This is a genomic window from Streptomyces xanthii (assembly GCF_014621695.1).
GTDB classification, from domain to species: domain Bacteria; phylum Actinomycetota; class Actinomycetes; order Streptomycetales; family Streptomycetaceae; genus Streptomyces; species Streptomyces xanthii.
The window spans coordinates 841185-867002 of record NZ_CP061281.1 but is presented as its reverse complement, the minus strand read 5'-3'; the positions used below and the strand labels follow the sequence as shown (position 1 = coordinate 867002).

The 25818-nt window shown below is 71.8% G+C and carries 24 protein-coding genes; 13 read left to right on the top strand and 11 right to left on the bottom strand.

What is annotated here, in order from left to right:
* Positions 1-25 precede the first annotated feature (25 nt).
* A complete protein-coding gene (locus IAG42_RS04235) occupies positions 26-1675 on the top strand; it encodes a type 2 periplasmic-binding domain-containing protein (protein WP_188335667.1) in 1650 nt (549 codons plus the stop codon).
* 5 nt (positions 1676-1680) lie between these two features.
* Here the strand turns inward: IAG42_RS04235 and IAG42_RS04230 are convergent, their stop codons facing one another.
* Positions 1681-3108 carry an amino acid permease gene (locus tag IAG42_RS04230; protein WP_188335666.1) on the bottom strand — a complete coding sequence of 476 codons (1428 nt, stop codon included), beginning with the start codon at positions 3106-3108 and terminating at the stop codon, positions 1681-1683.
* A gap of 100 nt (positions 3109-3208) precedes the next feature.
* Positions 3209-3670, bottom strand: coding sequence for a universal stress protein (locus IAG42_RS04225; RefSeq protein ID WP_188335665.1), 462 nt, complete (start codon positions 3668-3670; stop codon positions 3209-3211).
* Positions 3671-3797: 127 nt separating this feature from the next.
* Between IAG42_RS04225 and IAG42_RS04220 the strand changes: the two genes are divergently transcribed.
* Positions 3798-4673: a polysaccharide deacetylase family protein gene (locus tag IAG42_RS04220; protein WP_188335664.1), complete on the top strand. Its 876-nt coding sequence runs from the start codon at positions 3798-3800 to the stop codon at positions 4671-4673.
* Between the two features lie 21 nt (positions 4674-4694).
* On the opposite strand, the gene IAG42_RS04215 is transcribed toward IAG42_RS04220, so the two are convergent.
* On the bottom strand, positions 4695-5357 hold the full coding sequence (locus tag IAG42_RS04215; RefSeq protein ID WP_188335663.1) for a class F sortase: 663 nt from the start codon (positions 5355-5357) through the stop codon (positions 4695-4697).
* A 347-nt stretch (positions 5358-5704) separates the two neighbouring features.
* Between IAG42_RS04215 and IAG42_RS04210 the strand changes: the two genes are divergently transcribed.
* Positions 5705-6199: a hypothetical protein gene (locus tag IAG42_RS04210; protein ID WP_188335662.1), complete on the top strand. Its 495-nt coding sequence runs from the start codon at positions 5705-5707 to the stop codon at positions 6197-6199.
* A gap of 113 nt (positions 6200-6312) precedes the next feature.
* Here the strand turns inward: IAG42_RS04210 and IAG42_RS04205 are convergent, their stop codons facing one another.
* The 4 genes from IAG42_RS04205 to IAG42_RS04190 all read right to left on the bottom strand — a co-directional run bounded on the left by IAG42_RS04205 (position 6313) and on the right by IAG42_RS04190 (position 8622).
* The gene (locus tag IAG42_RS04205; protein WP_188335661.1) at positions 6313-6828 is read right to left on the bottom strand and encodes a hypothetical protein; all 516 of its coding nucleotides are present in this window, start codon (positions 6826-6828) and stop codon (positions 6313-6315) included.
* Between the two features lie 145 nt (positions 6829-6973).
* The gene (locus IAG42_RS04200) at positions 6974-7228 is read right to left on the bottom strand and encodes a hypothetical protein (RefSeq protein ID WP_188335660.1); all 255 of its coding nucleotides are present in this window, start codon (positions 7226-7228) and stop codon (positions 6974-6976) included.
* 47 nt (positions 7229-7275) lie between these two features.
* Positions 7276-8037, bottom strand: coding sequence for a bestrophin-like domain (locus tag IAG42_RS04195; protein ID WP_188335659.1), 762 nt, complete (start codon positions 8035-8037; stop codon positions 7276-7278).
* A gap of 18 nt (positions 8038-8055) precedes the next feature.
* Positions 8056-8622, bottom strand: a complete 567-nt coding sequence (locus IAG42_RS04190) for a hypothetical protein (protein ID WP_223205849.1) — start codon at positions 8620-8622, stop codon at positions 8056-8058.
* A 225-nt stretch (positions 8623-8847) separates the two neighbouring features.
* Here IAG42_RS04190 and IAG42_RS04185 point away from each other — a divergent pair, with 225 nt between their 5' ends.
* The 3 genes from IAG42_RS04185 (at position 8848) to IAG42_RS04175 (ending at position 13059) form a co-directional block, all read left to right on the top strand.
* Entirely contained in the window at positions 8848-9804 is a 957-nt protein-coding gene (locus tag IAG42_RS04185) for an SCO0930 family lipoprotein (protein ID WP_188335658.1), read from the top strand.
* 295 nt (positions 9805-10099) lie between these two features.
* Positions 10100-10915, top strand: coding sequence for an SAM-dependent methyltransferase (locus IAG42_RS04180; RefSeq protein WP_188335657.1), 816 nt, complete (start codon positions 10100-10102; stop codon positions 10913-10915).
* On the top strand, positions 10912-13059 hold the full coding sequence (locus IAG42_RS04175; RefSeq protein ID WP_188335656.1) for a putative bifunctional diguanylate cyclase/phosphodiesterase: 2148 nt from the start codon (positions 10912-10914) through the stop codon (positions 13057-13059). The genes IAG42_RS04180 and IAG42_RS04175 overlap by 4 nt, the downstream gene beginning before the upstream one ends.
* Positions 13060-13285: 226 nt before the next feature.
* Here the strand turns inward: IAG42_RS04175 and IAG42_RS04170 are convergent, their stop codons facing one another.
* Positions 13286-14176: a LysR family transcriptional regulator gene (locus IAG42_RS04170; RefSeq protein WP_188335655.1), complete on the bottom strand. Its 891-nt coding sequence runs from the start codon at positions 14174-14176 to the stop codon at positions 13286-13288.
* 132 nt (positions 14177-14308) lie between these two features.
* Between IAG42_RS04170 and IAG42_RS04165 the strand changes: the two genes are divergently transcribed.
* The 6 genes from IAG42_RS04165 to IAG42_RS04140 all read left to right on the top strand — a co-directional run bounded on the left by IAG42_RS04165 (position 14309) and on the right by IAG42_RS04140 (position 21526).
* Positions 14309-14980 (top strand): succinate dehydrogenase, encoded by a 672-nt coding sequence (locus tag IAG42_RS04165; protein WP_188341173.1) that lies wholly within the window; start codon positions 14309-14311, stop codon positions 14978-14980.
* A gap of 4 nt (positions 14981-14984) precedes the next feature.
* A complete protein-coding gene (locus tag IAG42_RS04160; RefSeq protein WP_188335654.1) occupies positions 14985-16934 on the top strand; it encodes a fumarate reductase/succinate dehydrogenase flavoprotein subunit in 1950 nt (649 codons plus the stop codon).
* On the top strand, positions 16931-17677 hold the full coding sequence (locus IAG42_RS04155; protein WP_188335653.1) for a succinate dehydrogenase/fumarate reductase iron-sulfur subunit: 747 nt from the start codon (positions 16931-16933) through the stop codon (positions 17675-17677). The genes IAG42_RS04160 and IAG42_RS04155 overlap by 4 nt, the downstream gene beginning before the upstream one ends.
* Positions 17678-17821: 144 nt before the next feature.
* The gene (locus IAG42_RS04150) at positions 17822-18604 is read left to right on the top strand and encodes a hypothetical protein (RefSeq protein ID WP_188335652.1); all 783 of its coding nucleotides are present in this window, start codon (positions 17822-17824) and stop codon (positions 18602-18604) included.
* On the top strand, positions 18601-19893 hold the full coding sequence (locus IAG42_RS04145; RefSeq protein ID WP_188335651.1) for a nucleotidyl transferase AbiEii/AbiGii toxin family protein: 1293 nt from the start codon (positions 18601-18603) through the stop codon (positions 19891-19893). The genes IAG42_RS04150 and IAG42_RS04145 overlap by 4 nt, the downstream gene beginning before the upstream one ends.
* 85 nt (positions 19894-19978) lie before the next feature.
* A complete protein-coding gene (locus IAG42_RS04140; RefSeq protein ID WP_188335650.1) occupies positions 19979-21526 on the top strand; it encodes an acyl-CoA synthetase in 1548 nt (515 codons plus the stop codon).
* Here the strand turns inward: IAG42_RS04140 and IAG42_RS04135 are convergent.
* Positions 21496-23868, bottom strand: coding sequence for an ATP-binding cassette domain-containing protein (locus IAG42_RS04135; protein WP_188335649.1), 2373 nt, complete (start codon positions 23866-23868; stop codon positions 21496-21498). The two genes, IAG42_RS04140 and IAG42_RS04135, sit on opposite strands and share 31 nt — an antisense overlap.
* 76 nt (positions 23869-23944) lie before the next feature.
* Positions 23945-24952: an LLM class flavin-dependent oxidoreductase gene (locus IAG42_RS04130; RefSeq protein WP_188335648.1), complete on the bottom strand. Its 1008-nt coding sequence runs from the start codon at positions 24950-24952 to the stop codon at positions 23945-23947.
* Positions 24953-25029: 77 nt separating this feature from the next.
* Between IAG42_RS04130 and IAG42_RS04125 the strand changes: the two genes are divergently transcribed.
* Entirely contained in the window at positions 25030-25521 is a 492-nt protein-coding gene (locus IAG42_RS04125) for a phosphatase domain-containing protein (protein WP_188335647.1), read from the top strand.
* 15 nt (positions 25522-25536) lie between these two features.
* On the opposite strand, the gene IAG42_RS04120 is transcribed toward IAG42_RS04125, so the two are convergent.
* Positions 25537-25752 (bottom strand): dodecin, encoded by a 216-nt coding sequence (locus IAG42_RS04120; protein WP_188335646.1) that lies wholly within the window; start codon positions 25750-25752, stop codon positions 25537-25539.
* Between the last annotated feature and the right edge of the window lie 66 nt (positions 25753-25818).

The following is a 25818-nucleotide window of genomic DNA, read 5'->3' as shown; positions in this document are numbered from 1 at the left end:
TCCCCGAACCCGTGTGGAGTCGATCATGAGCACCGGTGTGTCCCGACGCCGTTTCCTCGGCCTGAGCACCGCCGTCGCGGCGGGCGCCGCCTCCTCCTTCCTCACCGGCTGCGGAAGCTCCACCGCCGGCAAGGGCGAGGCCGCCTCCGCCAAGGTCAAACTGCCCGCCTACGTCCCCTTCACCGGCGTCAAGCCCGACCTGCCGCCCAACGCGAAGGGCCTGTCCGCCGGCTTCCTCTCCTACCCGAAGGAACTCGCGCAGAGCGTCGCGAAGGTCCCCGGCGACGGCTCCAAGGTCTCGATGCTCACCGAGATCTGGGTCCAGCCCCCGCTGCCCAAGGGCTCCAACGCCCACTGGAAGCAGGTCAGCTCCAAGCTCGGCGTCGACCTGTCCGCGATCCTCGGCACCGACCCCGGCTACGAGGAGAAGTTCCCCGCGATCGTCGCCGGCGGCGATCTGCCCGACCTCATGTGGATCCCGCCCAACCAGGGCCTGCAGCACATCGCGCAGCTCCTGGAGTCCAAGATGGCCGACATCACGGAGTACGTCTCCGGCGACGCGGTCAAGGACTACCCGAACCTCGCCAACATGACCCCGGCGCACTGGAAGACCGCCGTCGTCAACGGCAAGATCTGGGGCGCCCCCAGCCCCTACCCCGCCCTCGGCCAGGTCTACGGCGGCAACCCCAAGATCTGGGCGAAGGCCGACGGCTTCTCGGCGCAGAGCACCGAGGAGTTCATGGACAAGTGCAAGGAGGTCACCGGCGGCAACACCTGGGCCCTCGAACCGATCTACGGCAACGCCGTCAGCGTCCTCAGCCAGTGCTACGGCGCACCCAACAAGTGGGGCCGCGACAAGAGCGGCAAGGTCACCTTCTGGATGGAGTCCGAGCAGTACCTCGAAGCGCTCAACTTCGTCGTCAAGCTCAAGAAGGCCGGAGTCTTCTACCCCGGAGACCCCAAGATGGCCGACGCCTACCTCAAGCTCGCCCAGGGCCGCATCGGCGCCTGCGTCTACGCCAACCCCACCGGCGCCCGCAAGGACACCCGCACCAACGACCCGGCCCTCGCCGCCGAGATCCTCATCCCCTTCGACGCCGACGGCGCCAAGGCCAACGCGCACTACCACGCGTTCGGCACCATCGGATACACGGCGATCAAGAAGGGCAGCGAGAAGCGCGTCCGGATGATGCTGGAGATCCTGAACTACCTCGCCGCGCCCTACGGAACCAAGGAACGCGAGTTCCTGGAGTTCGGCGCCGAGGGCAGCGACTTCACCTACGACGACAAGGGCTTCCCGCAGCGCACCAAGAAGGGCAAGCAGGAGGTCGAGGGCCTGTGGAGCGGCCTGGCCACCGCCACCACGGCCCCCTTCGTCCTCGCCCCGTCCGTCTTCCCCGGCAGCCACGGCGTCCAGGACGTCAAGGACATGTACGGGGTCGAGCAGGAGCTCCTGCGCACGGCCGTCCAGAACGCCACCGTCGGCCACTACTCGGACGCGTACACCGAGCACTACGGGCGCCTGTCGACCGAGGCCAACGACCTGGTCAACGACATCGTCGCCGGACGCCGCAAGATCAGCGAGTGGAAGCCGTTCTGGTCGGAGTGGGGCCCCAAGGGACTCGACAAGATGAAGCAGGAGTTCCAGAAGTCCCTCGAGGCCGGTGACGCGTGAGGTGACTAGGACTCGGTGCGGTTCAGCTCGGACCTCTTGTACGAGTATCCGAAGTAGATGACGAGCCCGACCACGAACCAGACGGCGAACCGCACCCACGTCTGCCATTCCAGGAACGTGATCAGCCAGATCGAGAAGACGACCCCGATCGCGGGCACGAACGGCATGCCCGGCGTGCGGAACGTGCGCGGCAGCTCCGGCTGCCGGTAGCGCAGCACGATCACCGCGACGCACACCACGACGAACGCCAGCAGGATGCCGATGTTGGTCAGCTCGGCCGCCTCGCCGATCGGCAGGAACCCGGCGATGGCGGCCGACGCGAACCCGACGATCCACGTCACGCGCGTCGGCACGTGCCGCGTCGGATGCGTCTTCGCGAACCACTTCGGCAGCAGCCCGTCACGCGACATCGAGAACCACACGCGCGTCACACCCAGCATGAACGTGAACATCACGGTGAGGATGCCGATGATCGCGCCGACCGCGATCACGTCCGCGAGCCCGCTCAGACCGACCGACTTGAACGCCGTCGAGAAGCCGCTCTCCGGGTCGATGTCCTTGTAGTTCTGCATGCCCGTCAGCACCAGGCAGGCCAGCACGTACAGCACCATCGAGATGGCCAGCGAGTAGATGATCGCCTTCGGCATGTGCCGCTGCGCGTCCTTGGACTCCTCGGCCGCCGTCGACATCGCGTCGTAGCCGAACACGGCGAAGAACACCGTCGCGGCGCCCGTGAACGCCCCGCTCACCCCGAACGGGAAGAACGGCGTGTAGTTCCCGGTGTCGATGTGGAAGAAGCCCACCGCGATCACCACGATCACCACGAGGACCTTCAGCACCACGACGACCGTCTCGAAACGGGCCGCGTTCTTGATGCCGAGCGTGAGCAGATACGCGATCAGCAGACACAGCAGCGCCGCGAACAGGTCGACCTTGTGCCCGTCACCCGTACCGGGCGCGCCCAGCATCCACTTCGGCAGCTCCAGGCCCATCTCTCCGAGCAGGAAGCTGAAATAGCCGGAGATGCCGATGGCCACCACCGCGACGATCGCCGTGTACTCCAGGAGCAGGTCCCAGCCGATGAACCAGCCCACCAGCTCGCCGAGCACCGCGTACCCGTACGTGTAGGCGGAGCCGGCCTTGGGGATCAGGCCGGCGAACTCGGCGTACGACAGGGCGGCCGCCGCGCTCGCCACACCCGCGATGAGGAACGAGATCAGCACGGCGGGGCCGGCCTTCTCGTTCGCGACCGTGCCCGCGAGCGTGAAGATGCCCGCGCCGATGATGCCGCCCACGCCGATGGCGGTGAGCTGCGTCAGACCGAGCGTGCGGGTCAGCTGTGCCGACTCGCCACCCGCCCCGGACTCCGTGTCCTCGATCTGTTCGATGGGCTTGCGGCGCAGTACGCCCTGTCCCATCCGTAGTTTGGCCATGGGGTTCACCTCTTCGCAGGTGCGACGGCTGACGGCCGCTCATGATGCACCTGTGGGGGCGTGTTCGGAAGAAGGCACGCCCCGGCCCGCGCCCCCGGTTCTACGGCACCACGGTCACCGGCCAGCGCCCCGCCTTCACCAGGCGCACCGCCACCGAGCCGATGATCCGGTGTCCCGCCTGCTCCGAGGCCCCGACGACCACCGCGTCCGCCGTCAGCTTCTCGGCGGCGGTGACCAGGCCGTTGTACGGGTCGCCGCGGAAGGTGTGGAACTCCCAGCGCACGTCGTATATGCCCTTCACCCGCTCCGCGGCCGCGCGGATCTCGGCGATGAGCCCCTCCGCGACCTCGTCGGTCACCTCGGCGACCGGCACCCCGAGGGCGGTCCCGGCCGCCATCACGGGCTGCACGTACACGACCGCGAGCAGGGCGTTCTGCCGCCGGGCCAGGCCGCCGGCGTAGGCGGCGGCGCGGAACGAGGAGTCCGATCCGTCCATGCCGACGAGGATCACCTTCGGGCCGTCCGTGCCGCGTTCGAACTGTGGGGGCTGCTGTTCGTTCACGCCGAGAGGCTAGCCGAAAGTCCCTGGTGGGGGCACCGGTCGGACGGCCCCGGCTGAACGGGTGCTTTCGCCCGCGCCCGCAGGTGTCGCGGGGGGCGCACGGCGGGGCGCGTGCGAGGCATTAAGCATGAAAACAGATCAGGACACCGCGGCTCCGGCCCGGCATGCGGCCTCGGGCCGGCGCACCTTCCTGCGCGGGTTCACCGCCGTCGCCGTGGCCGCCCTCACCGGCTGCTCCGCGACCGACCGCGCGGGCGGCCCGTCCGGCGCGAGCCCGAGCGCGGCCCCCGCCGCCGGCGCCCCCGCCGCCCGGCCCCTCGCACCCTCCGCCTACCGGCTGCGGCCGATCGGCGGGTACGGGCCCCAGCGCACCGCCCCGCAGCGCCTCGCGGTCCGGCGCGCGCCCTTGCTCAGCATGGACTTCGGACCGGACGAGCGGGCCATGGTGCTCACCTTCGACGACGGCCCCGACCCGCGCTTCACCCCCGAGATCCTGCGCACCCTGCGGCGCCACGAGGTGCGCGCCATGTTCTTCGTGTGCGGCGAGATGGCCGTGGAGAACAAGGACCTGCTGCGCGAGATGGCCGACGACGGCCACGTCATCGGCAACCACACCTGGACGCATCCGCTCCTGACGAAGCTCACCCGCGCGCGCATGCGCCCCGAGATCGAGCGCACCTGCGAGGTCGTCCAGGACGCGACGGGGGAGGCCCCCGCCTGGTTCCGCGCCCCCTACGGCGCCTGGAACCGCTCCGCGTTCCGCCTCGGCGCCGAGCTCGGCATGGAGCCGCTCGCCTGGACCGTCGACAGCCTCGACTGGACCACGCCGGGCACCCGCACGATCGTCTCCCGGGTGCTGGGCGGCGCCGCGCCCGGCGTCGTGGTCCTCAACCACGACGCCGGCGGCGACCGCGCGCAGAGCGTCGCCGCCCTGCACAGGTACCTGCCCCGGCTGCTCGACGACGGCTACCGCCTGACCGTGCCGCGCCGCCGGGGCCTGTGAGCCGACCTGGTGTCCGTGCGCTCAGCGCACGGACACCAGGCGGGCGAAGACCACGACGTTTCCGTCGTAGCCGTTCTGCTTCGAGAAGCCGCCGCCGCAGGTGATCACCCGCAGCTCGGGGGTGCCCGTCGGGCCGTAGACCTTCTCGCCCGGGAAGTTCGCCTTCTCGAACACCTCGATCCCGTACACCTCGAAGACGGCCGTCCTGCCGTCCCGGCGCAGCACCTCGACGTGGTTGCCCTTCTTCACGGAGCCGAGCCCGTAGAACACGGCCGGGCCCTGCATGTTGTCGACATGCCCGACCACGATGGCCGTGCCCTGCTCACCCGGTGAGACCGAGCCCGTGAACTGGCCCGCGAGGTTCGGGTCCTGCGGCGGTGGCGCGTCGACCCAGCCCTCCGCGTCCAGACCGACCGCGGTGACCGGAGCGTCCACCCGGATCGCCGGGATGCGCACCCGGTCCGCCATCGAGAACGGCAGCGGCTGCGGGGCGCCCGCGGACTTGAGCGCCGCGGGGATCCGGGTGTCCGCCGCGGCGGCCGGCGCGGGCTGCGGCGGACCGACGTCGAACTCTCCCGAACCGTTGCGGATCAGCGCCAGACCGGTGAGCAGCACCAGCGCTATCACGCCCCACGGGGCTCGCTTCCTGGGTCGCTCCTCTTCGGCGAAGGCTGGCTTGAACATTCGCTCATCCCCTCTGGACGCGGCGGCGAGACCGTGTCCGTTGCGCGTACCAGCACGCTAAGTCGAGCGCGCACGACGGGCGACGGGGCGAGGGCGAACGGGTGGCGGCCCACCGGCCGGGGCGGCCCCGGTGCGCCATCCGAGTTCTCCCGCACAGGATTTTTCTGACGGTGTGTGACCTGCGGGATTGTCTGCTTGTACGGAATTCCCTCGGCGTGTCGCCTCACCAGGACGGCCGATTCCCGAAATGCGGTGCCGTGCACGGCATCTGAGGGTTCGTCTGGGAGGCGTTCTCGCCGAAATTCCCGGGGACCGTTCCCCGGGGACGTCTTCCGCGGAGGATTTCCATGCGTACCACCCGTGCTCTGGCGGTGTCCGCCGTCGCCGTCGCCGCCGTCGGTCTCGCCGCCCCCGCCGCGTCCGCCTGGTCCGACCCGACGCCGTCCAACATCACGGCCACGCCGAGCGTCATCCCGCGCGGTGGAGAGCTGACCATCACCGTCGACTCGACCAAGTGCCAGGAGGGCGGCACCGCTTCGTCGAACGCGTTCGACACCACCAGCTTCACCCGGTCCACGGGCAGCACCGCGACCGCCACCGCGCGCATCCGGCACAACGCCACGCCCGGCGCGCACGACATCACCGTCTCCTGCGGCGGCTCGACCGTGACCAAGCCGGCCGCGTTCACCGTCATCAACGGCGGCGTCCGCGGTGGTCTCGGCGGCTCCACCGAGACCGGCGCCACCCGCACCGACATGGCGATCGGCGGCGGCCTCGTGGCCGTCGCGCTGGTCGGCGGCGGTGTCTTCTGGATGCGCCGCCGCGCCGAGAACCGCGTCTGACCCGGCGCGGCGGGCCCCGGCCCCCTTCACGGGGCCTGCCGCGCGAGGCCGCGAAAAGGCCGGTGCCCCGCGGACCGTCACGGTCCGCGGGGCACCGGCCTTTCGTCGCCGCGTCAGGCGCCGTCGTCGCCCGTGCGGCGCCGCGCGAGGTGGTAGGCGGTGGCCAGCGAGCCCAGGATCAGGGCCGAGCCGAGGCCGATCTCCTTCATGTCGAGACCGCCGAGGCTGCCGCCGATCCCGGCCCGCACGCCGTGCCCCTGATGGATCGGCTCGGGGGTGGGCTCAATGGGTCTGCCGCCCGCGACCGTGAGGTGCAGGGTCCGCGTCGGGCCGCGCTTGCACGAGAAGGTGACGGGATAGACGGCGCCCGGCTTGGCGTCCCAGTCGACCGTCGCGCTCGCCGAGCCGCCGCCCTTGCCGATCGAGACTGTGTCGAAGATCCCGGCGGTGACCTCGGTGCGGCGGTCGCAGCCGTGCGAGGTGAGAGTGATCTGCCCGCCGGCGGCGACCGTCGTGGGCGTGATGCCGACCCGGAACGTGTCGGAGTCGCCCGCCGCGGCCGGCAGGGCCGTCAGCGACAGGGCGGTCAGGCAGAGAGCGGCGGCCGAAGCGGTACGTATCGCGCGCATGGGAGATCCTCCGGGTCCACGAGGGGCAGCCGCGGACCGGTTCCGCGTACTACTGGGGACAAGCACCTCGATGCCCGAAACGCTAGGGACACGCCGTGCGGCGCGCGATCGGTGTCGTACGAACGGGGCAACGCGTGTGGGCCGGTCAGGGGAGGTCGGCGCGGACTGACGGCCCGTCGGTCCCCGCCGCGTGCCACACGTGCGGACCCGCGCCGCGCCACTCCACGAGGTGCGGGTCGTCCAGCGTTGTGTCCGCCTCGCCGAGCCCGGCCCGGCGCAGCAGCTCCGTCAGATCCCGGTCGCTGTGGGCCAGCCCCACCGGACGCCCGCGCACGGTGACGTGCCGGCCGCCCTCCGGCGCGGGCGGGTGGACGACGATGGGGGTCTGCCATGCGGTCATGCCCCCAGAGTGCTCCGTACGGCCCCGGGCCGCAGCCCGGAGCCGCCTCACCCGGCGCCGGGGAACAGCATCAGGAACGGTTCGGCCGTTGCCGCGACACCCCGGCTGTAGGGGGCGTCGAAGTCCCAGATGAGGAACAGCAGGAACGCGAACAGGGCGGAGAAGAGCCCGGCGAGGATCAGCTCGCGCGGGGTGCGCCGGATCTGCAGCACGAAGATCATGCCGATCGTGACGAGCCCGCCGACGATCAGGCCGAACCAGACGACCCCCGGCATCGTCGCCCCGGTCGAGTCCGCCCGGGCGTTGCGGGCGTCGTCGGCCGCCGTCACCTGGTCGAGCAGCGGCTGATAGGCCTGGGCCTCGAAGTCGTTGCGCGGCTTGTAGTCGGTGACGTCGTGCCGCACCTGGTCCAGCAGTTCGGTGCCCCGGTCGGTGAGCTCACCCTTGGTGCGCATCGCGTGCCACTCGGTCGTCACGACATGGCTGACATACGTGTCGACATCCGCCCGGATCCGGGTGCGTACGTCCGCCGGGTACACCCGGACCCGTTCGTGGACCTCGTGCAGCGCCTGGGCCTCGTTGCGCACGTGGTCCTGGGCCGCGCTGCGCGCCTCCCAGACCCCGGCGATGGCCAGACCCAGGACGATCGCGTACACCACGCCGATCATCATCGTCATGTACTCGATGACGTCGGGGGTCTCCGACGGGTCGTCGTCGTCGCCGATCCGGCGCTGTTGCAGCACCTGGACGACGAGGACCACGGCGCACACCGCGATCATCGCGAGGGCGAGTACAAGCCATTCCGACATCTCTTGTCTCCACAGAGGTCAGCGGGGGCGGAGCGCGGCGACCGCGAGCACGGCGGGCGCGGTGATGAGCAGGGTGAGCGTCACGAGCGACGGACCGCCGCTCGGGGGCGCGCGGTGCGCCTTCGGGCGGTAGGCCGGGTAGTGGACGGGCGTCGGGCTCGGCTTCGGCGGCGCCGACCGGGGCGGGGGCGGCTTCGGCTTCGGCTTGGGTACGGGCTTCGGCGGCGGCGGAGGCGGCGGCGGTGGGGGAGCGGGCTCGGGAGCATGGGTCGTCGGAGGGGGCGGCGGAGGTGGTGGCGGTGGCGGCGGTGGCGGAGGAGGGGGCGGCGGGGGAGGCGGGGGCTTGGGGGTGGGCTTCGGCGGTGGTTTCGGTGGCGGCGGGGTCGGTGACGGGCTGCACTGCGCGCCGTCGCCCGCGACCGCGACGGCGCCGCCCTCGGCGCCCCCGTCCACGGAGGCCCACGCGCAGGCGTCGGCCGGGACGAGCGCCGCCGCGCTCGCGGGCGCGCCGCACAGCCAGGCCGTCACGACCACCGCCAGGACGCGGGTGACCAGGGCCGATCCGGCCCGCTTCGATCGATGCACGACGGTGATCCTCGGCAGCGTCCGGCGCGGACACGCCCGGGCGGGTTGCGATTACTCCGATCGTGGGGCGCGGGGGCGCGCGAGGTTTGCCGGGCGTGCCGTCGCCCGTAGGAGTCAGAAATCTCGCGCCGTGTTGAACGCACCCCGCGTCCGCGTCCGTATCCACGGTCATGCGCGGACCCGACCGGTTCCGGGCAACACCCAGAAGATCAGCGGGAGTTGACGATGAAGACCTCCTGGCGCAGCGCCTCGTTCGTGGCGACGGCCGCGGCCCTGCTGGCCCTGACGACGGCATGCGGTCAGGACCGGGGCGACGTGACCGGTACGAGCCAGAACGTGGGCGACGCGGCGCCCGCGCAGGGCGGTTACGGATCGGGCGCGGACGGCTACGGCTCCGACGGTTACGGCTCGTCGGGGGACACGGCCGCCAAGACCGAGTCCGCGGGACAGCTCGCCGTCTGGGACAGCAAGAAGCTCGGCGGCGTCGTCACCGACAGCGCAGGGTTCACCCTGTACCGCTTCGACAAGGACACCGCGCAGCCACCGCAGTCGAACTGCGACGACGCGTGCCTCAAGGCCTGGCCGGCCGTGCCCGCCGACGGCGCGAAGGCGGCGCCCGGCGTCGACCCCTCCCTGCTCGGTGAGGTCACCGCCGCCGACGGCACCAAGCAGCTCACCCTCGACGGCTGGCCCATGTACCGCTACGCGAAGGACGCCAAGCCGGGCGACGCGAAGGGGCAGGGCGTGGGCGGCGTCTGGTATGCGGCGGCGCCCGACGGCAAGAAGGCGAGCCCTGCGGCGGCCGCCCGCCCGGCGGACCTCAAGGGCCTTTCCACCCGCAAGGACCCGAAGCTCGGAGAGATCGTCGTCGACCGGGAGGGCAGGACCGTCTACCGCTTCCTCAAGGACTCCGCCTGGCCCATCAAGTCGAACTGCGTGGGCGCCTGCGCCGAGAAGTGGCCCGCCGTCGCGCCGGTCGCCAAGAACGACACCAAGGGCATTCCGCTCAAGGGATACATGACCTTCACCCGACCCGACGGTACGAAGCAGCAGACCCTGAACTGCTGGCCGGTCTACACGTTTTCCGGCGACAAGAAGCCGGGCGACACCAACGGCCAGGGGGTGGGCGGCACTTGGTACGCGGCGGGCCCGGACGGAAAGCCCGTCGGCGCCCCGAAGTGACCTTCGGGGCGGGGCCCGTGCGCTCCGCGAGCGAGGCACAGTAGAGTCGGCGGGGATTTGACGAAACGCCGGTCCGTTCCTCCATGGCCAGTGAAGGTCATGTGCGGGGAACGGGCCGGTTCCTTTTGGGTTGGGAAAGCGATGGTTTCGGGGTGATTTCGGGCTCTGTGCAATTGGCACGTGCCGCAGGCAGTGACCGAGAACGGACGGTCAATTTCCGTTTTGACTCGCTCCTTTGGCACCTGATCAGTAGCCTCAGCTCGAACACCGGCTCGCCTACGCCTTGGAGAGATTGATGGAGCGTCCTGCCTGGGCCCCGCAGGGCATCGACATCTCGGTGCCCAGCGTCTCCCGGATATACGACTACTACCTGGGCGGTTCGCACAACTTCGAGGTGGACCGGGAAGCCGCGCGCAAGGCCATGGAGTTCATGCCGGGCCTGCCGAAGATCATGCAGGCGAACCGGGCGTTCATGCGGCGGGCCGTGCGCCACGCCGTCGACGAGGGCATCACCCAGTTCCTCGACATCGGCTCCGGCATCCCCACGTTCGGCAACGTCCACGAGGTGGCGCAGAAGGCGAGCCCCGGCGCCCGCGTGGTCTACGTCGACCACGACCCGGTCGCCGTCGCGCACAGCCGCGCGGTCCTGGAGGGCAACGCGGACACCGCCGTCCTCTCCGCCGACCTGCGCAAGCCCCGCGACATCCTCGCCAGTGCCGAGGTGCGCGGACTGCTCGACCTCGACCGGCCCGTCGCCCTCCTGCTCGTCGCCGTCCTCCACTTCATCGAGGACGCCGACGACCCGTACGGCGCGGTCACCGAGCTCGCCGAGGCACTGGCCCCCGGCAGCATGCTCGTCGTCACGCACGCCTCCTACCAGGGAATGCCCATCTCGCAGGAGCAGGCGGGCGGCACCGTCGGCGTCTACCGGGACACCGTGCGCAACCCGCTGATCATGCGCACGCCCGCGGAGATCGGCCGCTTCTTCGACGGGTTCGAGGTCGTGGAGCCCGGCATCGTGCCGATGCCGGTGTGGCGGCCCGAGACAGCGCCGGAGGACGAGGACCCGTACACCTTCGCGGGCTATGTGGGAGTGGGGCGCAAGGCGTGAGTGAAGAGCCGGGCGGACCGGAGGACAGACTGCGCAGGTTCGCCACCATCTGGAGCCGGGCCATCTACCCGGTGACGGCGACCTCGCTGACGCGGCCCGAGTTCGAGGACGAACTCGCGCCGCTCGCGCACATCCTGCGCGAGGCGCTCGCCGCACACACCCTGGACGCCGCGCGCGCCAGGGCCGTCGGCGCGGGCCTCGTCGAGGCCCACTGCACCGACCCGGACGCGCTCAGCCGCACCCTGGACGTGGTCGAGGCCTACCTGGTCCTCTACTGCGGCGAGGAGGCCGACACCCCGGGCCGCGAGGACGACCTGCGCGCCCGCTGCTCCCGGATCCAGCACGAGGTGGCCGCCGGCTTCGCGGCCGCACTGCGCGAGCGCACCCGGGTCGAGCAGGAGGCCATCTCGCGGGCCGCGCTCGACGCCCGCAGCGCCGTCGCCGAAGCGTTGCACGCGAGCGAGGCCCGGTTCCGCGCGGTGTTCCACGGCGCCGCCATCGGCATCGGCATCGCCTCCCTCGACGGCACCGTCCTCGAGGTCAACGACGCACTGGTGCGGATGTTCGGCGGCAGCGAGAGCGTGCTGCGCGGACGCAACACCACCGAGTGGACGCACCCCGAGGACGCCCCGCAGGTGTGGCACCTCTACCACGAGCTGGTGCGCGGCGAGCGCGAGCACTACCGCGTCGAGAAGGCCTTCCAGCGGCCCGACGGCACCGCCCTGTGGACCAATCTGACGGTGTCGCTGCTGCGCGACGCCGACGGCGTCCCCCAGTACCAGCTCGCGCTGATGGAGGACACCACCGAGCGTCGGCTGCTCAATCTGCGCCTGCGCTACGAGGCCACCCACGACGCGCTCACCGGCCTGCCCAACCGCACCCTCTTCTTCGAACGCCTGGAGAAGGTGCTCGGCGCGGGCGAGGGAGCCCGCTTCGGCCTGTGCTACCTGGACCTCGACGGCTTCAAGACCGTCAACGACAGCCTCGGCCACGCCGTCGGCGACCGCCTCCTGGTCGAGGTCGCCGACCGGCTCCAGGCCTGCGCCACCGCGCCCGGCGAGATGGTCGCCCGGCTCGGCGGCGACGAGTTCGTCGCCCTCACCACGGGCCCCGACACCCAGACCGAGGTCGACGATCTCGCGGGCCGCATCATGCACGCCCTCGCCACCCCGATCCGCATCGACGGCCGCGAACTCTCCGTGCGCGGCTCCATCGGCATCGTCGAGGGCCCGGCCGCCGAGCGCAGCCCCGCCGAGGTGCTGCGCAGCGCCGACATCACCATGTACCGGGCCAAGTCCGCGGGCGGCAACCGCTTCGAGCTCGCCGACCCGGAGGCCGACGCGCGCGCCATCACCCGGCACGGGCTCACCACCGCGCTGCCGGCCGCGCTGGACCGCGGCGAGTTCTTCATCGAGTACCAGCCGCTCGTGCACCTCGGCGACGGCAGCGTGCGCGGCGCCGAGGCGCTGGTGCGGTGGCTGCACCCGCAGCACGGGGTGCTCGGGCCCGACCGATTCATCCCGCTCGCCGAGCACACCGGGCTCATCGTGCCGCTCGGCCGCTGGGTCCTGGAGGAGTCCGTACGGCAGGCCCGCGCCTGGCAGGAGCGGCACGCGGAGGCGGGGCCCCTGCGCATCAACGTGAACCTGTCGCCGATGCAGCTCACCCACCCCGGACTCGTCTCCGACACCGTGGACATCCTGGAACGGGCCGGTCTCGAACCGGGCGCGCTGTGCCTGGAGGTCACCGAGTCCGCGCTCATCGGCGCGGACGACGACCTCCTCAAGCCGCTGCGCCGGCTCTCCGAGATGGGGGTCGACATAGCCCTGGACGACTTCGGCACGGGGTACTCGAACCTGGCGAACCTTCGGCGGCTTCCGGTCAACGTGCTCAAGCTGGACCGTTCCTTCACGCAGGGCATGCAGCAGTTCCCCGCCGATCCGGTCGACCTGAAGATCGTGGAGGGCATCGTCTCGCTGGCCCACAGCCTGGACCTCGCGGTCACGGTGGAGGGTGTCGAGACGGGGGCGCAGGCGGAGCAGCTCCGCGAGCTGGGCTGTGACACGGCTCAGGGCTGGTACTACGCGCGCCCCGGCCCGCCGGACCGCCTCCACGACCTGGCCCTGGCGGATGCCACGAGCTGACTCCGTCGGTCGGGCGACTTCGTCTGCGGGTGGGTGGGGGCTGATCGCGCAGTTCCCCGCGCCCCTGAGATGCATGGCGCTTCGCGCCGCATCTCCCCGACAAGGGCGCGGGGCGCCTGTCATCGGGGGAAGGCGCGGCGAAGCCGCTGCCTTCCAGGGGCGCGGGGAACTGCGCGAGAAGCCCCACCGGCCCGCGGCCCGAGACGAGACAAGACGCCCCGAGCTCTTACGTGTCCCGCGCGAAGAGCAGTCGCTGAAGCTCCCGCGCAGCCCGCGGCGGCGCCACATCGGACCGGTGCGCGAGCGCGATGGTCCGGTGCAACCCCGGCCGCGCCAGGGGCGTGACCCGAAGATCCGCCCCGGCCCGAGCCGCGACCATCCGCGGCACGACCGCGACCCCCAGTCCCGCCCGGACGAACCCCAGCACCGCGTCCATCTCGCCCCCTTCCACCGCGAAATCCGGCTCGAACCCCTCCGCCCGGCACGCCGCGACGGTCAGCTCCCGCAGGTCGTACCCGTGCCGGAACATGACGAGCCGCTCCCCCTCCAGGTCGGAGATCCGCACCGACGCCCGCCCCCGCCCGGGCCGCGGCGCGTCCGGCGAGGACACCACCACCAGCTCCTCCCGCAGCAGCTCAACGGTCGTCAGCGCGGGCGCCGGCGCCGGCAGCGGCAGCACGACCAGGGCCAGGTCCAGCGCCCCGCGCGCCAGCTCCCGTACGAGGTCGTGCGAACCGGACTCCTCGATGAGCAGCTGGATGCCGGGGTAGCGGTCGTGGAAGGCGCGCAGCACGTCCGGCAGCAGGCCCGTGCACAGCGAGGGCGTCGCCCCCAGCCGCACCCGCCCGCGCTTCAGCTGCGCCAGCTCCTGCACCTCGTGCCGCGCCGTGTCGGCGTCGGCGAGGATGCGCCGGGCCAGCGGCAGCAGCGCCTCACCGGCGTCGGTCAGCGTGATGTTCCCCCGCGCCCGCAGGAACAGGTCGACGCCGAGCTCCCGCTCCAGGGCGCGGATCTGCTGGGACAGCGAGGGCTGCGCCACGTGCACGAGCTCGGCGGCGCGCGTGAAGTGCCGGGTCTCGGCGACCGCGACGAAGTACTGGAGCTGCTGGAACTGCATGAACCCCAGGATAGTTCCCTGGATAGGCAATGCCTATGGAAATGAGGCGCACCATGTCTTGGACCGATCGGGTCCCCGGCCCCTACCGTCAGTGACATGGCTCTGGCAACACGGACGGACCGACGGCCGTCGATGACGCGCACGCTCTGGGACAGCACCGTCGGCAAGAAGACCGTGATGGCGGTCAGCGGCATCGTCATGCTGCTGTACCTGGTCGCCCACATGATCGGAAACCTCAAGATCTTCTTCGGCCCCGAGGAGATCAACCACTACGCGGTCTGGCTGCGCACCATGGGCGCCCCCGTCCTCCACCACGAGTGGGGCCTGTGGCTCGTGCGCGTCGTCCTCGTCGCCGCCGTCGTCGCCCACGCCACCTCGGCGTACCAGCTCAGCCGCCGCGACATCAAGGCGCGCCCCAGCAAGTACGTCCACAAGAAGGCCCGTTCGAGCTACGCCACCCGCACCATGCGCTGGGGCGGGATCATCCTCGGCCTCTTCATCGTGTGGCACATCCTCGACCTGACGACCGGCACCGTGCACCCGGGCGGCTACGAGCACCTCCACCCGTACCAGAACATCATCGACACGTTCTCGACCTGGTGGAGCAACGTCGTCTACATCGTCGCCGTTGTCGCCCTCGGCTTCCACGTCCAGCACGGGTTCTGGAGCGCCGCGCAGACCCTCGGCGTCGGCAGCCGCACCCGCGACCGCGTCCTGAAGACCACGGGCAACGTCCTCGCCGTACTGCTCACCGCCGGCTTCGTCGCCGTGCCCGTGGGCGTCATGACCGGATTGGTGAGCTGAAGACATGAGCACCTACGCGGACTACGCGACCGGCGAGCCGGTCGTCGACACCAAGGCGCCGGCCGGGCCCGTCGAGGAGCGCTGGGACAAGCGCCGCTTCGAGGCCAAGCTGGTCAACCCCGCCAACCGGCGCAAGCACACCGTCATCGTCGTCGGCACCGGCCTCGCCGGCGGCAGCGCCGGCGCCACGCTCGCCGAACAGGGCTACCACGTCGTCCAGTTCTGCTTCCAGGACTCCCCGCGCCGCGCCCACTCCATCGCCGCGCAGGGCGGCATCAACGCGGCGAAGAACTACCGCAACGACGGCGACTCGATCCACCGCCTGTTCTACGACACCGTCAAGGGCGGCGACTTCCGCGCCCGCGAGTCGAACGTGCGGCGCCTCGCCCAGATCTCCGTCGAGATCATCGACCAGTGCGTCGCCCAGGGCGTCCCCTTCGCCCGCGAGTACGGCGGCCTCCTCGACACCCGCTCCTTCGGCGGCGTCCAGGTCTCCCGCACCTTCTACGCCCGCGGCCAGACGGGCCAGCAGCTCCTCCTCGGCGCCTACCAGGCGCTCAGCCGGCAGGTCGCCGCCGGCAACATCGAACTGCACCCGCGCACCGAGATGCTCGACCTGATCGTCGTCGACGGCAAGGCCCGCGGCATCGTCGCCCGCGACCTCGTCACCGGCAGGATCGACACGTACTTCGCGGACGCCGTCGTGCTCGCCTCCGGCGGCTACGGCAACGTCTTCTACCTGTCGACGAACGCCATGAACAGCAACGCCACGGCGATCTGGCGCGCCCACCGGCGCGGCGCCCACTTCGCCAACCCCTGCTTCACCCAGATCCACCCCACCTGCATCCCGCGCACCGGCGACCACCAGTCCAAGCTGACGCTGATGAGCGAGTCGCTGCGCAACGACGGCCGCATCTGGGTGCCCAAGGCCAAGGGCGACACCCGCCCGGCGCACCAGATCCCCGAGGACGAGCGCGACTACTACCTGGAGCGCATCTACCCGTCCTTCGGCAACCTCGTGCCGCGCGACATCGCCTCCCGCGCCGCGAAGAACGTGTGCGACGAGGGCAGGGGAGTGGGCCCCGGCGGCCAGGGCGTCTACCTCGACTTCGCCGACGCCATCGAGCGCATGGGCCGCAAGGCCGTCGAGGCCAAGTACGGCAACCTCTTCGACATGTACCAGCGGATCACCGACGAGGATCCGTACCAGGTGCCCATGCGCATCTACCCGGCCGTGCACTACACGATGGGCGGCCTGTGGGTCGACTACGACCTGCAGACCAGCGTCCCGGGCCTGTTCGCGATCGGCGAGGCCAACTTCTCCGACCACGGCGCGAACCGGCTCGGAGCCTCCGCACTGATGCAGGGCCTCGCCGACGGCTACTTCGTCCTGCCGGCCACCATCAACGACTACCTGGCCCGGCACCCGCACGAGGACGAGATCGACGCCGACCACCCGGCGGCGCAGGAGGTCCTCGCCGAGACCGAGGACCGCATCAACCTGCTGCTCGCCGTCGACGGCGACCGCACCCCGGACTCCTTCCACCGCGAACTCGGCGAACTCATGTGGGAGTTCTGCGGCATGGCCCGTACCGAGGAGGGCCTGCGCAAGGCCCTCGACCGGATCCCGCAGATCCGCGACGAGTTCTGGCGCCGCATCAAGGTCCCCGGCACCGGCGAGGAGTTCAACCAGTCGCTGGAGAAGGCCAACCGCATCGTCGACTACCTCGAGCTCGCCGAGCTCATGTGCCTCGACGCCCTGCACCGCGCCGAGTCCTGCGGCGGCCACTTCCGCGAGGAGTCCCAGACGCCCGACGGCGAGGCCGCCCGCCGCGACGAGGAGTTCTCCTACGCCGCCGCCTGGGAGTTCACCGGCACCGGCACGGCGCCGGTGCTCCACAAGGAAGACCTCGTCTTCGAGTACGTCCACCCCACCCAGCGGAGCTACGCATGAAGCTCACCCTGCGCGTCTGGCGCCAGAAGAACGCCGACGCCGAAGGCGCCATGTCCACGTACGAGGTGGACGGCATCTCCAAGGACATGTCGTTCCTGGAGATGCTCGACACCCTCAACGAGGAACTCATCGTCAAGGGCGAGGACCCCGTCGCCTTCGACCACGACTGCCGCGAGGGCATCTGCGGCGCCTGCTCGCTCGTCATCAACGGCGACGCGCACGGCCCCGAGCGCACCACCACCTGCCAGCTGCACATGCGGTCCTTCCAGGACGGCGACACGATCGACATCGAGCCCTGGCGCGCCTCGGCCTTCCCGGTCGTCAAGGACCTGGTCGTCGACCGCTCGGCCTTCGACCGGATCATCCAGGCCGGCGGCTACGTCACGGCCCCGACCGGCGCCGCCCCCGAGGCGCACGCCACCCCGGTGCCCAAGCCCGACGCCGACTTCGCGTTCGAGCACGCCGAGTGCATCGGCTGCGGTGCCTGCGTGGCCGCCTGCCCGAACGGCGCGGCGATGCTCTTCACCTCGGCGAAGATCAACCACCTCAACGTCCTTCCGCAGGGCGCCCCCGAGCGCGAGACCCGCGTCCTGGACATGGTGGCGCAGATGGACGACGAGGGCTTCGGCGGCTGCACGCTCACCGGCGAGTGCGCCACCGCCTGCCCGAAGGGCATCCCGCTCTTCTCCATCACCAGCATGAACAAGGAGTGGCTGCGCGCCAACCGCAAGGTCGGCCGCTGACCTTCGCAGCAACGCACAGAACGTCCCGCGAACAGCGCGGGGTGGGCGGGACCGGGAGTGGTGCTCAAACCCCCGGTCCCGTCATCGCGTCGGGCCCCGGAAATCCCGGCGACGGCGCCGCAGCCCCGTCGGTACGCTGCGCGGATGATCACGCAGCACGGCCCGGCCCGCCACGAGGGGGACCTGGAGGCCCATCTCACCGTCGACGCCGGGGACGAGTCCGCCGTCGGACGCCTCGCCGACTGGGCCGCCGCGCACGGACTCGGCTTCACCCACATCGTCCTGGCCCGCGGCCACCACCCCTCCCAGCCCATGGTCACCCTCCGCGGCCACGGCCGCGCCGACGCCTGGCTCCGCACGACGGTGGCCGAGACCGCGGCCGCCCTCGCGCACGCCGGCTTCCCGGTCCTGCGGACCAAGGCGGAGACGACCCCGTGGGCGTCCGGCGTCCCGCAGACCGACGCCGAGGCCCGACTCGCCCCGAGCCACCTCCACTTCGAGCACCACGTCAAGCTCCTGCTCCCGGCCGAGGCCGACCTGGACGCTCTCGCGGCCCGCGTCGTCACCCACGGCGCCCACCTCTCCCGCAATGCCCGCCGCATCAGACCCGATGGAATGCAGGAGCGCTTCGTGACCCAGCGCTGCCACGCGGTGGGCGCGAGCACGGCCCACCGCCGCCTGGAAGCCCTGCTGGCCGAGTTGCCCGACGCCCAAGTGGCGGAGACGGAACGCGAGTACGTGTTCCACGACACCCACCTGGACCTGGACGCGGGCTGGCTGACCGGCACCCCTGAAGTGGCGCACGCAGTGCGCACTTCAGGGGCGCGGGGAACTGCGCGACAAGCCACCACCGGCCGCCCGCCCGCGACGAAGCGGCCGAACCCGAGCGCTCACGACACCCCCGCTCCGGAGAGGAGCCCCGCATGAAACCCGACCCCTGGACCCGCGCCCTCACCCCGGGCGCCCCGATCCCCCACACCGCCCCGACCGACCGACACACCCGCCCGGGCCACGCAGTGCCCCGCACACTCCTCCCCGCCCCCGAGGGCCTCACCCAGCCCGCGGTCTTCGACCCGGCGCTGACCCAGTACCCGAACGCCTACCGCGCGGGCGACCCCCGCTTCACCGACGACCGCGAGGCGAACACCTGGTTCCGGGCCCGCCGCACCGCCCTCGACCTCGTGCTGGCGGCCGTGGCGGACAGCCCCCTCGGCGCCCGCCTCGTCCTGCGCGGCAGCGTGCTGATGGCGACCTGGTGCGGGGAGGACGCCCGGGAGCCCGGCGACCTGGACTTCGTCGCGCCCGAGGGATGGGCGTTCGAGGGCCCCGAGGCGGCCGGACTGTTCCCGCAGATCGCCGCCGCGGCACAGGCGGCGTCCGCCGCCTGGCCGGACTCCTTGGTGTGGATCGACGCGGCCGGGGCGGTCACCGAGGACATCTGGACGTACGACCGGGTGCCGGGACACCGGCTTCTGCTCCCCTGGACGGCGCCCGGCACCGCCGGCGGCACCGTGCAGATCGACGTCGTGTACGACGAGCCGCTCGCCGAGCCCGCAATCCGCACGACCCTGAACCCGCTCGGCGACGGCCCGCCCAGCACCCTGCTGACCGTCACCCCCGGTCTCTCCCTCGCATGGAAGATCGTGTGGCTGATCAGCGACATGCATCCGCAGGGCAAGGACCTGTACGACGCCGTGCTCCTCTCCGAACTGGGCCCCGTCGACTTCGACGTGCTGCGGTCGGCGTTCGTCCTGTCCGGCGACGTGCTGCTGTGCCCCGGCGGACGCTGGTGGCTCAACGAGATCTATGACTTCGCGAACGTGGGCTGGGAGCACTTCCAGGTCGAGTACCCGCACGTCACCGGCACGGTCGACGCGTACTACGCCCGGCTCGCCGCGGCCCTCGAACCGGTGATCGCCCGCGCCGAACAGAACGCGGACCTGCCCCCGTACGAGCGCTGGGCGCGCTGGCTGACCCCGCTGGTGGACCGGGTCCGCGCCACGGACCCCACCGAACCCGCCCGCGCGCTGGGCCGGCTCGCCGGGGCCGGGACGGCCGGGGCGCGGGCGGCCGTCGTGGTGGTGCGCGAGATCCTCGGCCGCGACACGGTCACCCTCGACGAGGCCCTGGCCCTCGTCCTGTACGGCGACGAACGCTGGCAGGGATGGCGCAGCCGCGACCACCTCTGGCCGGACATCCTGGACCGGCTCGGCTGACACCCGGGGACGTGTGCCCGGAGGGAACGGACAACCTCCGGCACACCCCTGACGTACCGTCACCTCTTGCGGGTACCGTCGCCGCATGTATCCGGGAGCGTACGACCGAGCCAGGCCGGCCGTCGTCACGGCCGACGGCACCGTCACCCTCACCTACGGGCGCCTAGAGGAGAACTCGCTGCGCCTCGCGGACCACCTGCGCACCGCGGGCCTGCGCAGAGGCGACCACGTGGCCCTGCTGTCCGACAACGACCCGCGCGTCCTGGAGGTCTACTGGGCCGCGCTGCGGTCCGGCCTCTACCTGACCGCCGTCAACCACCACCTCACCGCCGAGGAAGCCGCGTACATCGTGCGCGACTGCGGGGCGAGCGCGCTCGTCGTCTCCGGGGCGCTCGACGCGATGGGCGACCGCGTCGAGGAGCTCGTGCCCGAGGTGCGGCACCGGCTCGGCTTCGACGACGGCAGCTACGACCGCGCGCTGGCCGCCGCGTCCCCCGAACCGCCCGCCGTGCAGCCGCGCGGTGCCGACATGCTCTACTCGTCCGGCACGACTGGCCGCCCCAAAGGCATCGAACCCGACCTGCCCGAAGGCGACATCCGCACCGACCCGTCCACGTACCAGCTGCTCTTCCAGCCCATGTACGGCTTCGACGAGGACACCGTCTACCTGTGCCCGGCGCCGCTCTACCACGCGGCCCCGCTGCGGTTCTGCTACACCGTCACCGCGACCGGCGGCACGGTCGTCCTGATGAAGACCTTCGACGCACGTGAGTCGCTGGCCGCGATCGAACGGCACCGGGTCACGCACAGCCAGTGGGTGCCGACCATGTTCGTCCGCATGCTCAAACTGCCCGACGCGGAGCGCGCCGCGTACGACGTGTCGTCGATGAAGGTCGCCATCCACGCGGCGGCGCCCTGCCCCGTCGAGGTCAAGCGGCGGATGATGGACTGGTGGGGGCCCGTCCTGCACGAGTACTACGCGTCGACCGAGGCCAACGGCATCACCTTCATCAGCCCCCGGGAGTGGCTCGCGCGGCCCGGCTCGGTGGGGCGGGGCGGGCTCCTGGGGGAGCTGCGGATCTGCGACGAGGCCGGGAAGGTGCTGCCGCCGGGGGAGACCGGCACGGTCTACTTCGAGCGCGAGGAACTCCCCTTCCGCTACCACCGCGACGACGGCCGCACCCGCGAGGCCCAGCACCCCGAGCACCCGAACTGGACCACGACCGGCGACATCGGCCACGTCGACGAGGACGGCTACCTCTACCTCACCGACCGCAGGGCCTTCACGATCATCTCGGGCGGCGTGAACATCTACCCGCAGGAGATCGAGGACTGCCTCGTGCTGCATCCGGCCGTCGCCGACGTCGCGGTCATCGGCGTGCCCGACGAGGAGATGGGGGAGGCGGTCCACGCCTTCGTCCAGGCCGCCGAAGGCACCGATGCCGGACCTGAGTTGGGGCGCGACCTCATCGCGTATGTGCGGGACCGCATCGCGCACTACAAGGTGCCGCGCCAGGTCGCGTTCGTGCCCGAACTGCCGCGCACCCCGACCGGCAAACTCGCCAAGGGCGTGCTGCGGCGCGCGGTCGCGGACGCGGCCGGTCAGCCGCCGCCCAGCGCCCGCGCCAGATAGGGCGCGGTGCGGCTGACCGGCGCCGCCGCCACCGTCGCGGGCGGGCCCGCCACGACGATCCGCCCGCCCGCGTCACCGCCGCCGGGCCCCAGGTCCACGACCCAGTCGGCGCCGGCGACCACGCTCATGTCGTGCTCGACGACCACCACCGAGTTCCCCGCGTCGACGAGCCCGTGCAGCTGGCGCAGCAGCACCTCGACGTCCGCCGGATGCAGACCCGTCGTCGGCTCGTCCAGCAGGTACAGGGTGTGCCCGCGCCGCACCCGCTGCAGCTCACCGGCCAGCTTGATCCGCTGGGCCTCGCCGCCGGACAGCTCGGTCGCGGGCTGGCCGAGCCGCAGATAGCCGAGGCCGACCTCCCGCAAGGTCCGCAGGCTGCGCAGGACGGCACTCGCCGCCGCGTCGTCCGCGAAGAACTCCGCCGCCGCGTCCACCGTCAGGTCGAGCACCTCCGCGATGTTCCGCCCCCGGTGGGTGACTTCGAGGGTCGGCGGGTTGTAGCGGGCCCCCGCGCAGTCCGGGCACGGCGCGTACGTGCTCGGCAGGAACAGCAGCTCGACACTGACGAAGCCCTCGCCCTGGCAGGTCTCGCAGCGCCCGCCCGCCACGTTGAAGGAGAACCGGCCGACACCGTACCGGCGGGCCTTCGCCTCGTCCGTGGCGGCGAACACCTTGCGCACGACGTCGAACAGTCCGGTGTACGTGGCCAGGTTGGAGCGCGGGGTGCGGCCGATCGGCTTCTGGTCGACGACCACGAGCCGCCCCACGCCCTCCAGTTCCTCGGTGATCTCGCCGATCAGCGTCGACTTGCCGGAGCCGGACACACCCGTGACCGCCGTGAACGCCCCGAGCGGCAGTTCGGCCGTGACGTCGCGGAGGTTGTGCCGCGTCACCGGGCCGATCTTCAACCAGCCGGTGGGTGTACGGGGCTGGCGTGGCGTCACCGGTGAGTCGTCGAAGAGGAAGCGGGCCGTCGCCGACCCCTCGACCTCCCGCAGCGCCTCCACCGGGCCGCTGTGCAGCACCTGCCCGCCGTGCTCGCCCGCCAGCGGGCCGACGTCGACCAGCCAGTCCGCGCGGCGCATCACGTCGAGGTGGTGCTCGACCACGAACACCGAGTTCCCCGCGTCCTTCAGCCGGTCGAGCACCGTCAGCAGGGACTCGGTGTCGGCGGGGTGCAGCCCGGCCGACGGCTCGTCGAGCACGTACACCACGCCAAAGAGCCCCGACCTCAACTGCGTTGCCAGCCGCAGGCGTTGGAGCTCGCCCGCCGACAGGGTGGGCGTCGGCCGGTCCAGGCCCAGATAGCCGAGCCCCAGCTCGGTCACCGTGGCGATCCGGGCCCGCAGGTCCTCGGTCAGCACCCGCGCCGTCTCCGACACGCCGTCCGGCAGGTCGAGCAGCGCGGACAGCTCCGACAGCGGCATCCGGGCCAGCTCCGCGATCGTGCGGCCCGCGAACGTGACCGCGAGCGCCTCCTTGCGCAGCCGGGCCCCGCCGCACACCGGGCACGGCTCGCTCTTCAGGAACTTCTCCGCCTTCGCCCGCAGCGTGGCGCTCTTGGAGTCCGCGAACGTCTTCATCACATACCGGTCGGCGCTCATGTACGTGCCCTGGTACGGGCGCTGGATCCGGTCCGCGTCCCGCACCGGATGCACCGTCACCACCGGCTGCTCGTCGGTGAACAGGATCCAGTCCCGGTCGGCCTGTGGCAGCTCCCGCCAGGGCCGGTCCACGTCGTGGCCGAGCGTGTCGAGGATGTCCCGCAGGTTCTTGCCCTGCCAGGCACCCGGCCAGGCCGCGACCGCGCCCTCGCGGACGGAGAGGGACGGATCGGGGACGAGCAGCTCCTCGGTCGTGCGGTGGATCAGACCCAGGCCGTGGCACTCCGGGCAGGCGCCCGCCGCCGTGTTCGACGAGAAGGCGTCGGAGTCCAGCCGCTCGGCGCCCTCCGGATAGTCGCCGGCCCGCGAGAACAGCATCCGCAGCGAGTTCGACAGCGTCGTGACCGTGCCGACCGAGGACCGGGAGGTCGGCGCGGAGCGGCTCTGCTGGAGCGACACCGCGGGCGGCAGCCCCGTGATCGAACCGACCCGAGGCGCCCCCACCTGGTGGATCAGACGCCGCGCGTACGGGGCGACGGACTCGAAGTAGCGGCGCTGCGCCTCCGCGTACACCGTGCCGAACGCCAGCGAGGACTTGCCCGAGCCGGACACCCCGGTGAACACGGCGAGGACGTCGCGCGGGATGTCCACGTCGACTCCCCGCAGATTGTGCTCGCGGGCGCCCCGCACCCGGACGAAGCCGTCGTGGCGGGGATCGGGCGGGGCGGCGTGCGGCATGGGCGGAGCTCCGGTCGTACGTGCTGGTGCGGGCGGGACGGGTGCGTCCCGAGGGGCTGGGACAAACCCCACGATCCTAGGCCGCGGCGAGGCGGGCGACCCGGGCGAGTCTGCGGTAGGACTCCAGCAGCCCCTCACGGTCGTACGTGCTCGTCGTGACCAGCACCTCCTGCGCGCCGCTCTCCTTGATCACGGCCGCCAGCTCGTCCGCGACCTGCTGCTCCGTGCCGACGATGTGGCCGTGCAGCCCGGACTCGTACAGCTCGCGCTCCTTGGGCGTCATGTCGAGCGCGGTGATCCGCTCCGCGGGCGGCAGCGGCGGGAACGTGCCGTGCGTGCGGGAGTGCGCCGCCGACCAGGCCTCGGGGATCAGCAGCCGCCGCGCCTCCGGCTCGCTGCCGGCGACGGCGACCGTCCCGGAGATCACGACGTACGGCTCGGCCGCCCAGGGGGAGGGGCGGAACTCCGCGCGGTAACGGTCGATGCCGCGCAGCATCTTCGACCGGTTGCGGAAGTCGCCGATGACCATCGGCAGGCCCGCGCGGGCGGCGATCGTCGCGCCCTCGCCCATCGCGAGCACGAACGGCGGCACGGTGAGCCCTTCCGAGGGCCGGGCGTGCACCCGGGTGGGGGAGGTGCCGGTGAAGAACGCGAGGAGCTCGTCGAGCTGCCCCGCGAAGTCGTCCGCGTAGTCCTTGTCCCGCCCGAGCGCGCGGCGCACCCCGTCGGTGAACCCGACGGACCGGCCGAGCCCCATGTCGATCCGCCCCGGAAACAGCGACTCGAGGACCCCGAACTGCTCGGCGACCACCAGCGGCTGATGGTTGGGCAGCATCACACCGCCCGTCCCGACCCGGATCGTGCGGGTGGCGGCGGCCACGGCGGCGGCCAGCACGGTCGGCGCGGAACCGGCGACGCCCGGCACCCCGTGATGCTCCGACACCCAGACACGGTGGTACCCGAGCCGCTCCAGGTCCTGAGCGAGCGCGACGGTGTCCCGCAGCGCCTGTGCGGCGGTCGAGCCCTCGCGGGTGCGGGAACGGTCGAGGACGGAGAAGCGAACGGTGTCGGGCACGGTGGTCACGTCCTGGTTCAACGCGCGGGCGCGGAGATGATTCCCGTGCGTCCCTCAGAGGCCGCCGCGCGAACTAAAGTGGCCCGGTGACCTCCGACGTACGCCGTGACCTGGCCGTGTTCGACCTCGACGGGACGCTCGCCGACACCGCGCACCGGCAGAAGTACCTGGAGCGCAAGCCGCGGGACTGGGCCGGGTTCTTCGCGGCCGCGCCGCTCGACCCGCCGCTCCCCGAGGGCGTGGCGCTGGCCCGCAAGAGCGCGCAGGAGTGCGAGGTCGTCTATCTCACCGGGCGCCCCGAGCGGTGCCGCGCGGACACGCTGGCCTGGCTCACCCGGCACGGGCTGCCCGAGGGCGCGCTGCACATGCGGCGCAACGCAGACCGCAGGCCGGCCCGCGTCACGAAGCTCGCGACGCTGCGCCGGCTGGCGCGCGGCCGGACCGTGCGCATGCTGGTGGACGACGACGAGCTGGTGTGCCTGGAGGCCGAGCGCGCCGGGTTCACCGTCGTACGGGCCCGCTGGGCGAGCCCGTCGGCGGCGCTGAAGGACGCGCAGGAGCGTGAGGGCCGCACCTGAGGCACGGCCCCGGGGTCACTCCTCCCCGTCGAGGCGGAACCCGACCTTGAGGCCGACCTGATAGTGCTCCGGCCGGCCGTCCACGATCTGGCCCCGCACCTGCGTGACCTCGAACCAGTCGAGGTTGCGCAGGGTCTGGGAGGCCCGTGCGATGCCGTTGCGGATCGCCTGGTCGACGCCTTCGTGCGAGGTGCCGACGATCTCGGTGACGCGGTACGTGTGGTTCGACATGCTTCCACCGTGCCCCAGGGCGGCCGGGTCCGCCACGGGGAGACGGTGCCGGTCACCGTGCGTGCG

Bases quoted from the DNA above. Each gene is read 5' to 3' on its own strand.
- IAG42_RS04195 (WP_188335659.1), bottom strand. From the start codon at position 8,037: ATGTCGGAATGGCTTGTACTCGCCCTCGCGATGATCGCGGTGTGCGCC.
- IAG42_RS04230 (WP_188335666.1), bottom strand. From the start codon at position 3,108: ATGGCCAAACTACGGATGGGACAGGGCGTACTGCGCCGCAAGCCCATC.
- IAG42_RS04210 (WP_188335662.1), top strand. From the start codon at position 5,705: ATGCGTACCACCCGTGCTCTGGCGGTGTCCGCCGTCGCCGTCGCCGCC.
- IAG42_RS04220 (WP_188335664.1), top strand. From the start codon at position 3,798: ATGAAAACAGATCAGGACACCGCGGCTCCGGCCCGGCATGCGGCCTCG.
- IAG42_RS04185 (WP_188335658.1), top strand. From the start codon at position 8,848: ATGAAGACCTCCTGGCGCAGCGCCTCGTTCGTGGCGACGGCCGCGGCC.
- IAG42_RS04145 (WP_188335651.1), top strand. From the start codon at position 18,601: ATGAAACCCGACCCCTGGACCCGCGCCCTCACCCCGGGCGCCCCGATC.
- IAG42_RS04135 (WP_188335649.1), bottom strand. From the start codon at position 23,868: ATGCCGCACGCCGCCCCGCCCGATCCCCGCCACGACGGCTTCGTCCGG.
- IAG42_RS04155 (WP_188335653.1), top strand. From the start codon at position 16,931: ATGAAGCTCACCCTGCGCGTCTGGCGCCAGAAGAACGCCGACGCCGAA.
- IAG42_RS04200 (WP_188335660.1), bottom strand. From the start codon at position 7,228: ATGACCGCATGGCAGACCCCCATCGTCGTCCACCCGCCCGCGCCGGAG.
- IAG42_RS04235 (WP_188335667.1), top strand. From the start codon at position 26: ATGAGCACCGGTGTGTCCCGACGCCGTTTCCTCGGCCTGAGCACCGCC.
- IAG42_RS04165 (WP_188341173.1), top strand. From the start codon at position 14,309: ATGACGCGCACGCTCTGGGACAGCACCGTCGGCAAGAAGACCGTGATG.
- IAG42_RS04140 (WP_188335650.1), top strand. From the start codon at position 19,979: ATGTATCCGGGAGCGTACGACCGAGCCAGGCCGGCCGTCGTCACGGCC.
- IAG42_RS04180 (WP_188335657.1), top strand. From the start codon at position 10,100: ATGGAGCGTCCTGCCTGGGCCCCGCAGGGCATCGACATCTCGGTGCCC.
- IAG42_RS04170 (WP_188335655.1), bottom strand. From the start codon at position 14,176: ATGCAGTTCCAGCAGCTCCAGTACTTCGTCGCGGTCGCCGAGACCCGG.
- IAG42_RS04160 (WP_188335654.1), top strand. From the start codon at position 14,985: ATGAGCACCTACGCGGACTACGCGACCGGCGAGCCGGTCGTCGACACC.
- IAG42_RS04150 (WP_188335652.1), top strand. From the start codon at position 17,822: ATGATCACGCAGCACGGCCCGGCCCGCCACGAGGGGGACCTGGAGGCC.
- IAG42_RS04215 (WP_188335663.1), bottom strand. From the start codon at position 5,357: ATGTTCAAGCCAGCCTTCGCCGAAGAGGAGCGACCCAGGAAGCGAGCC.
- IAG42_RS04120 (WP_188335646.1), bottom strand. From the start codon at position 25,752: ATGTCGAACCACACGTACCGCGTCACCGAGATCGTCGGCACCTCGCAC.
- IAG42_RS04205 (WP_188335661.1), bottom strand. From the start codon at position 6,828: ATGCGCGCGATACGTACCGCTTCGGCCGCCGCTCTCTGCCTGACCGCC.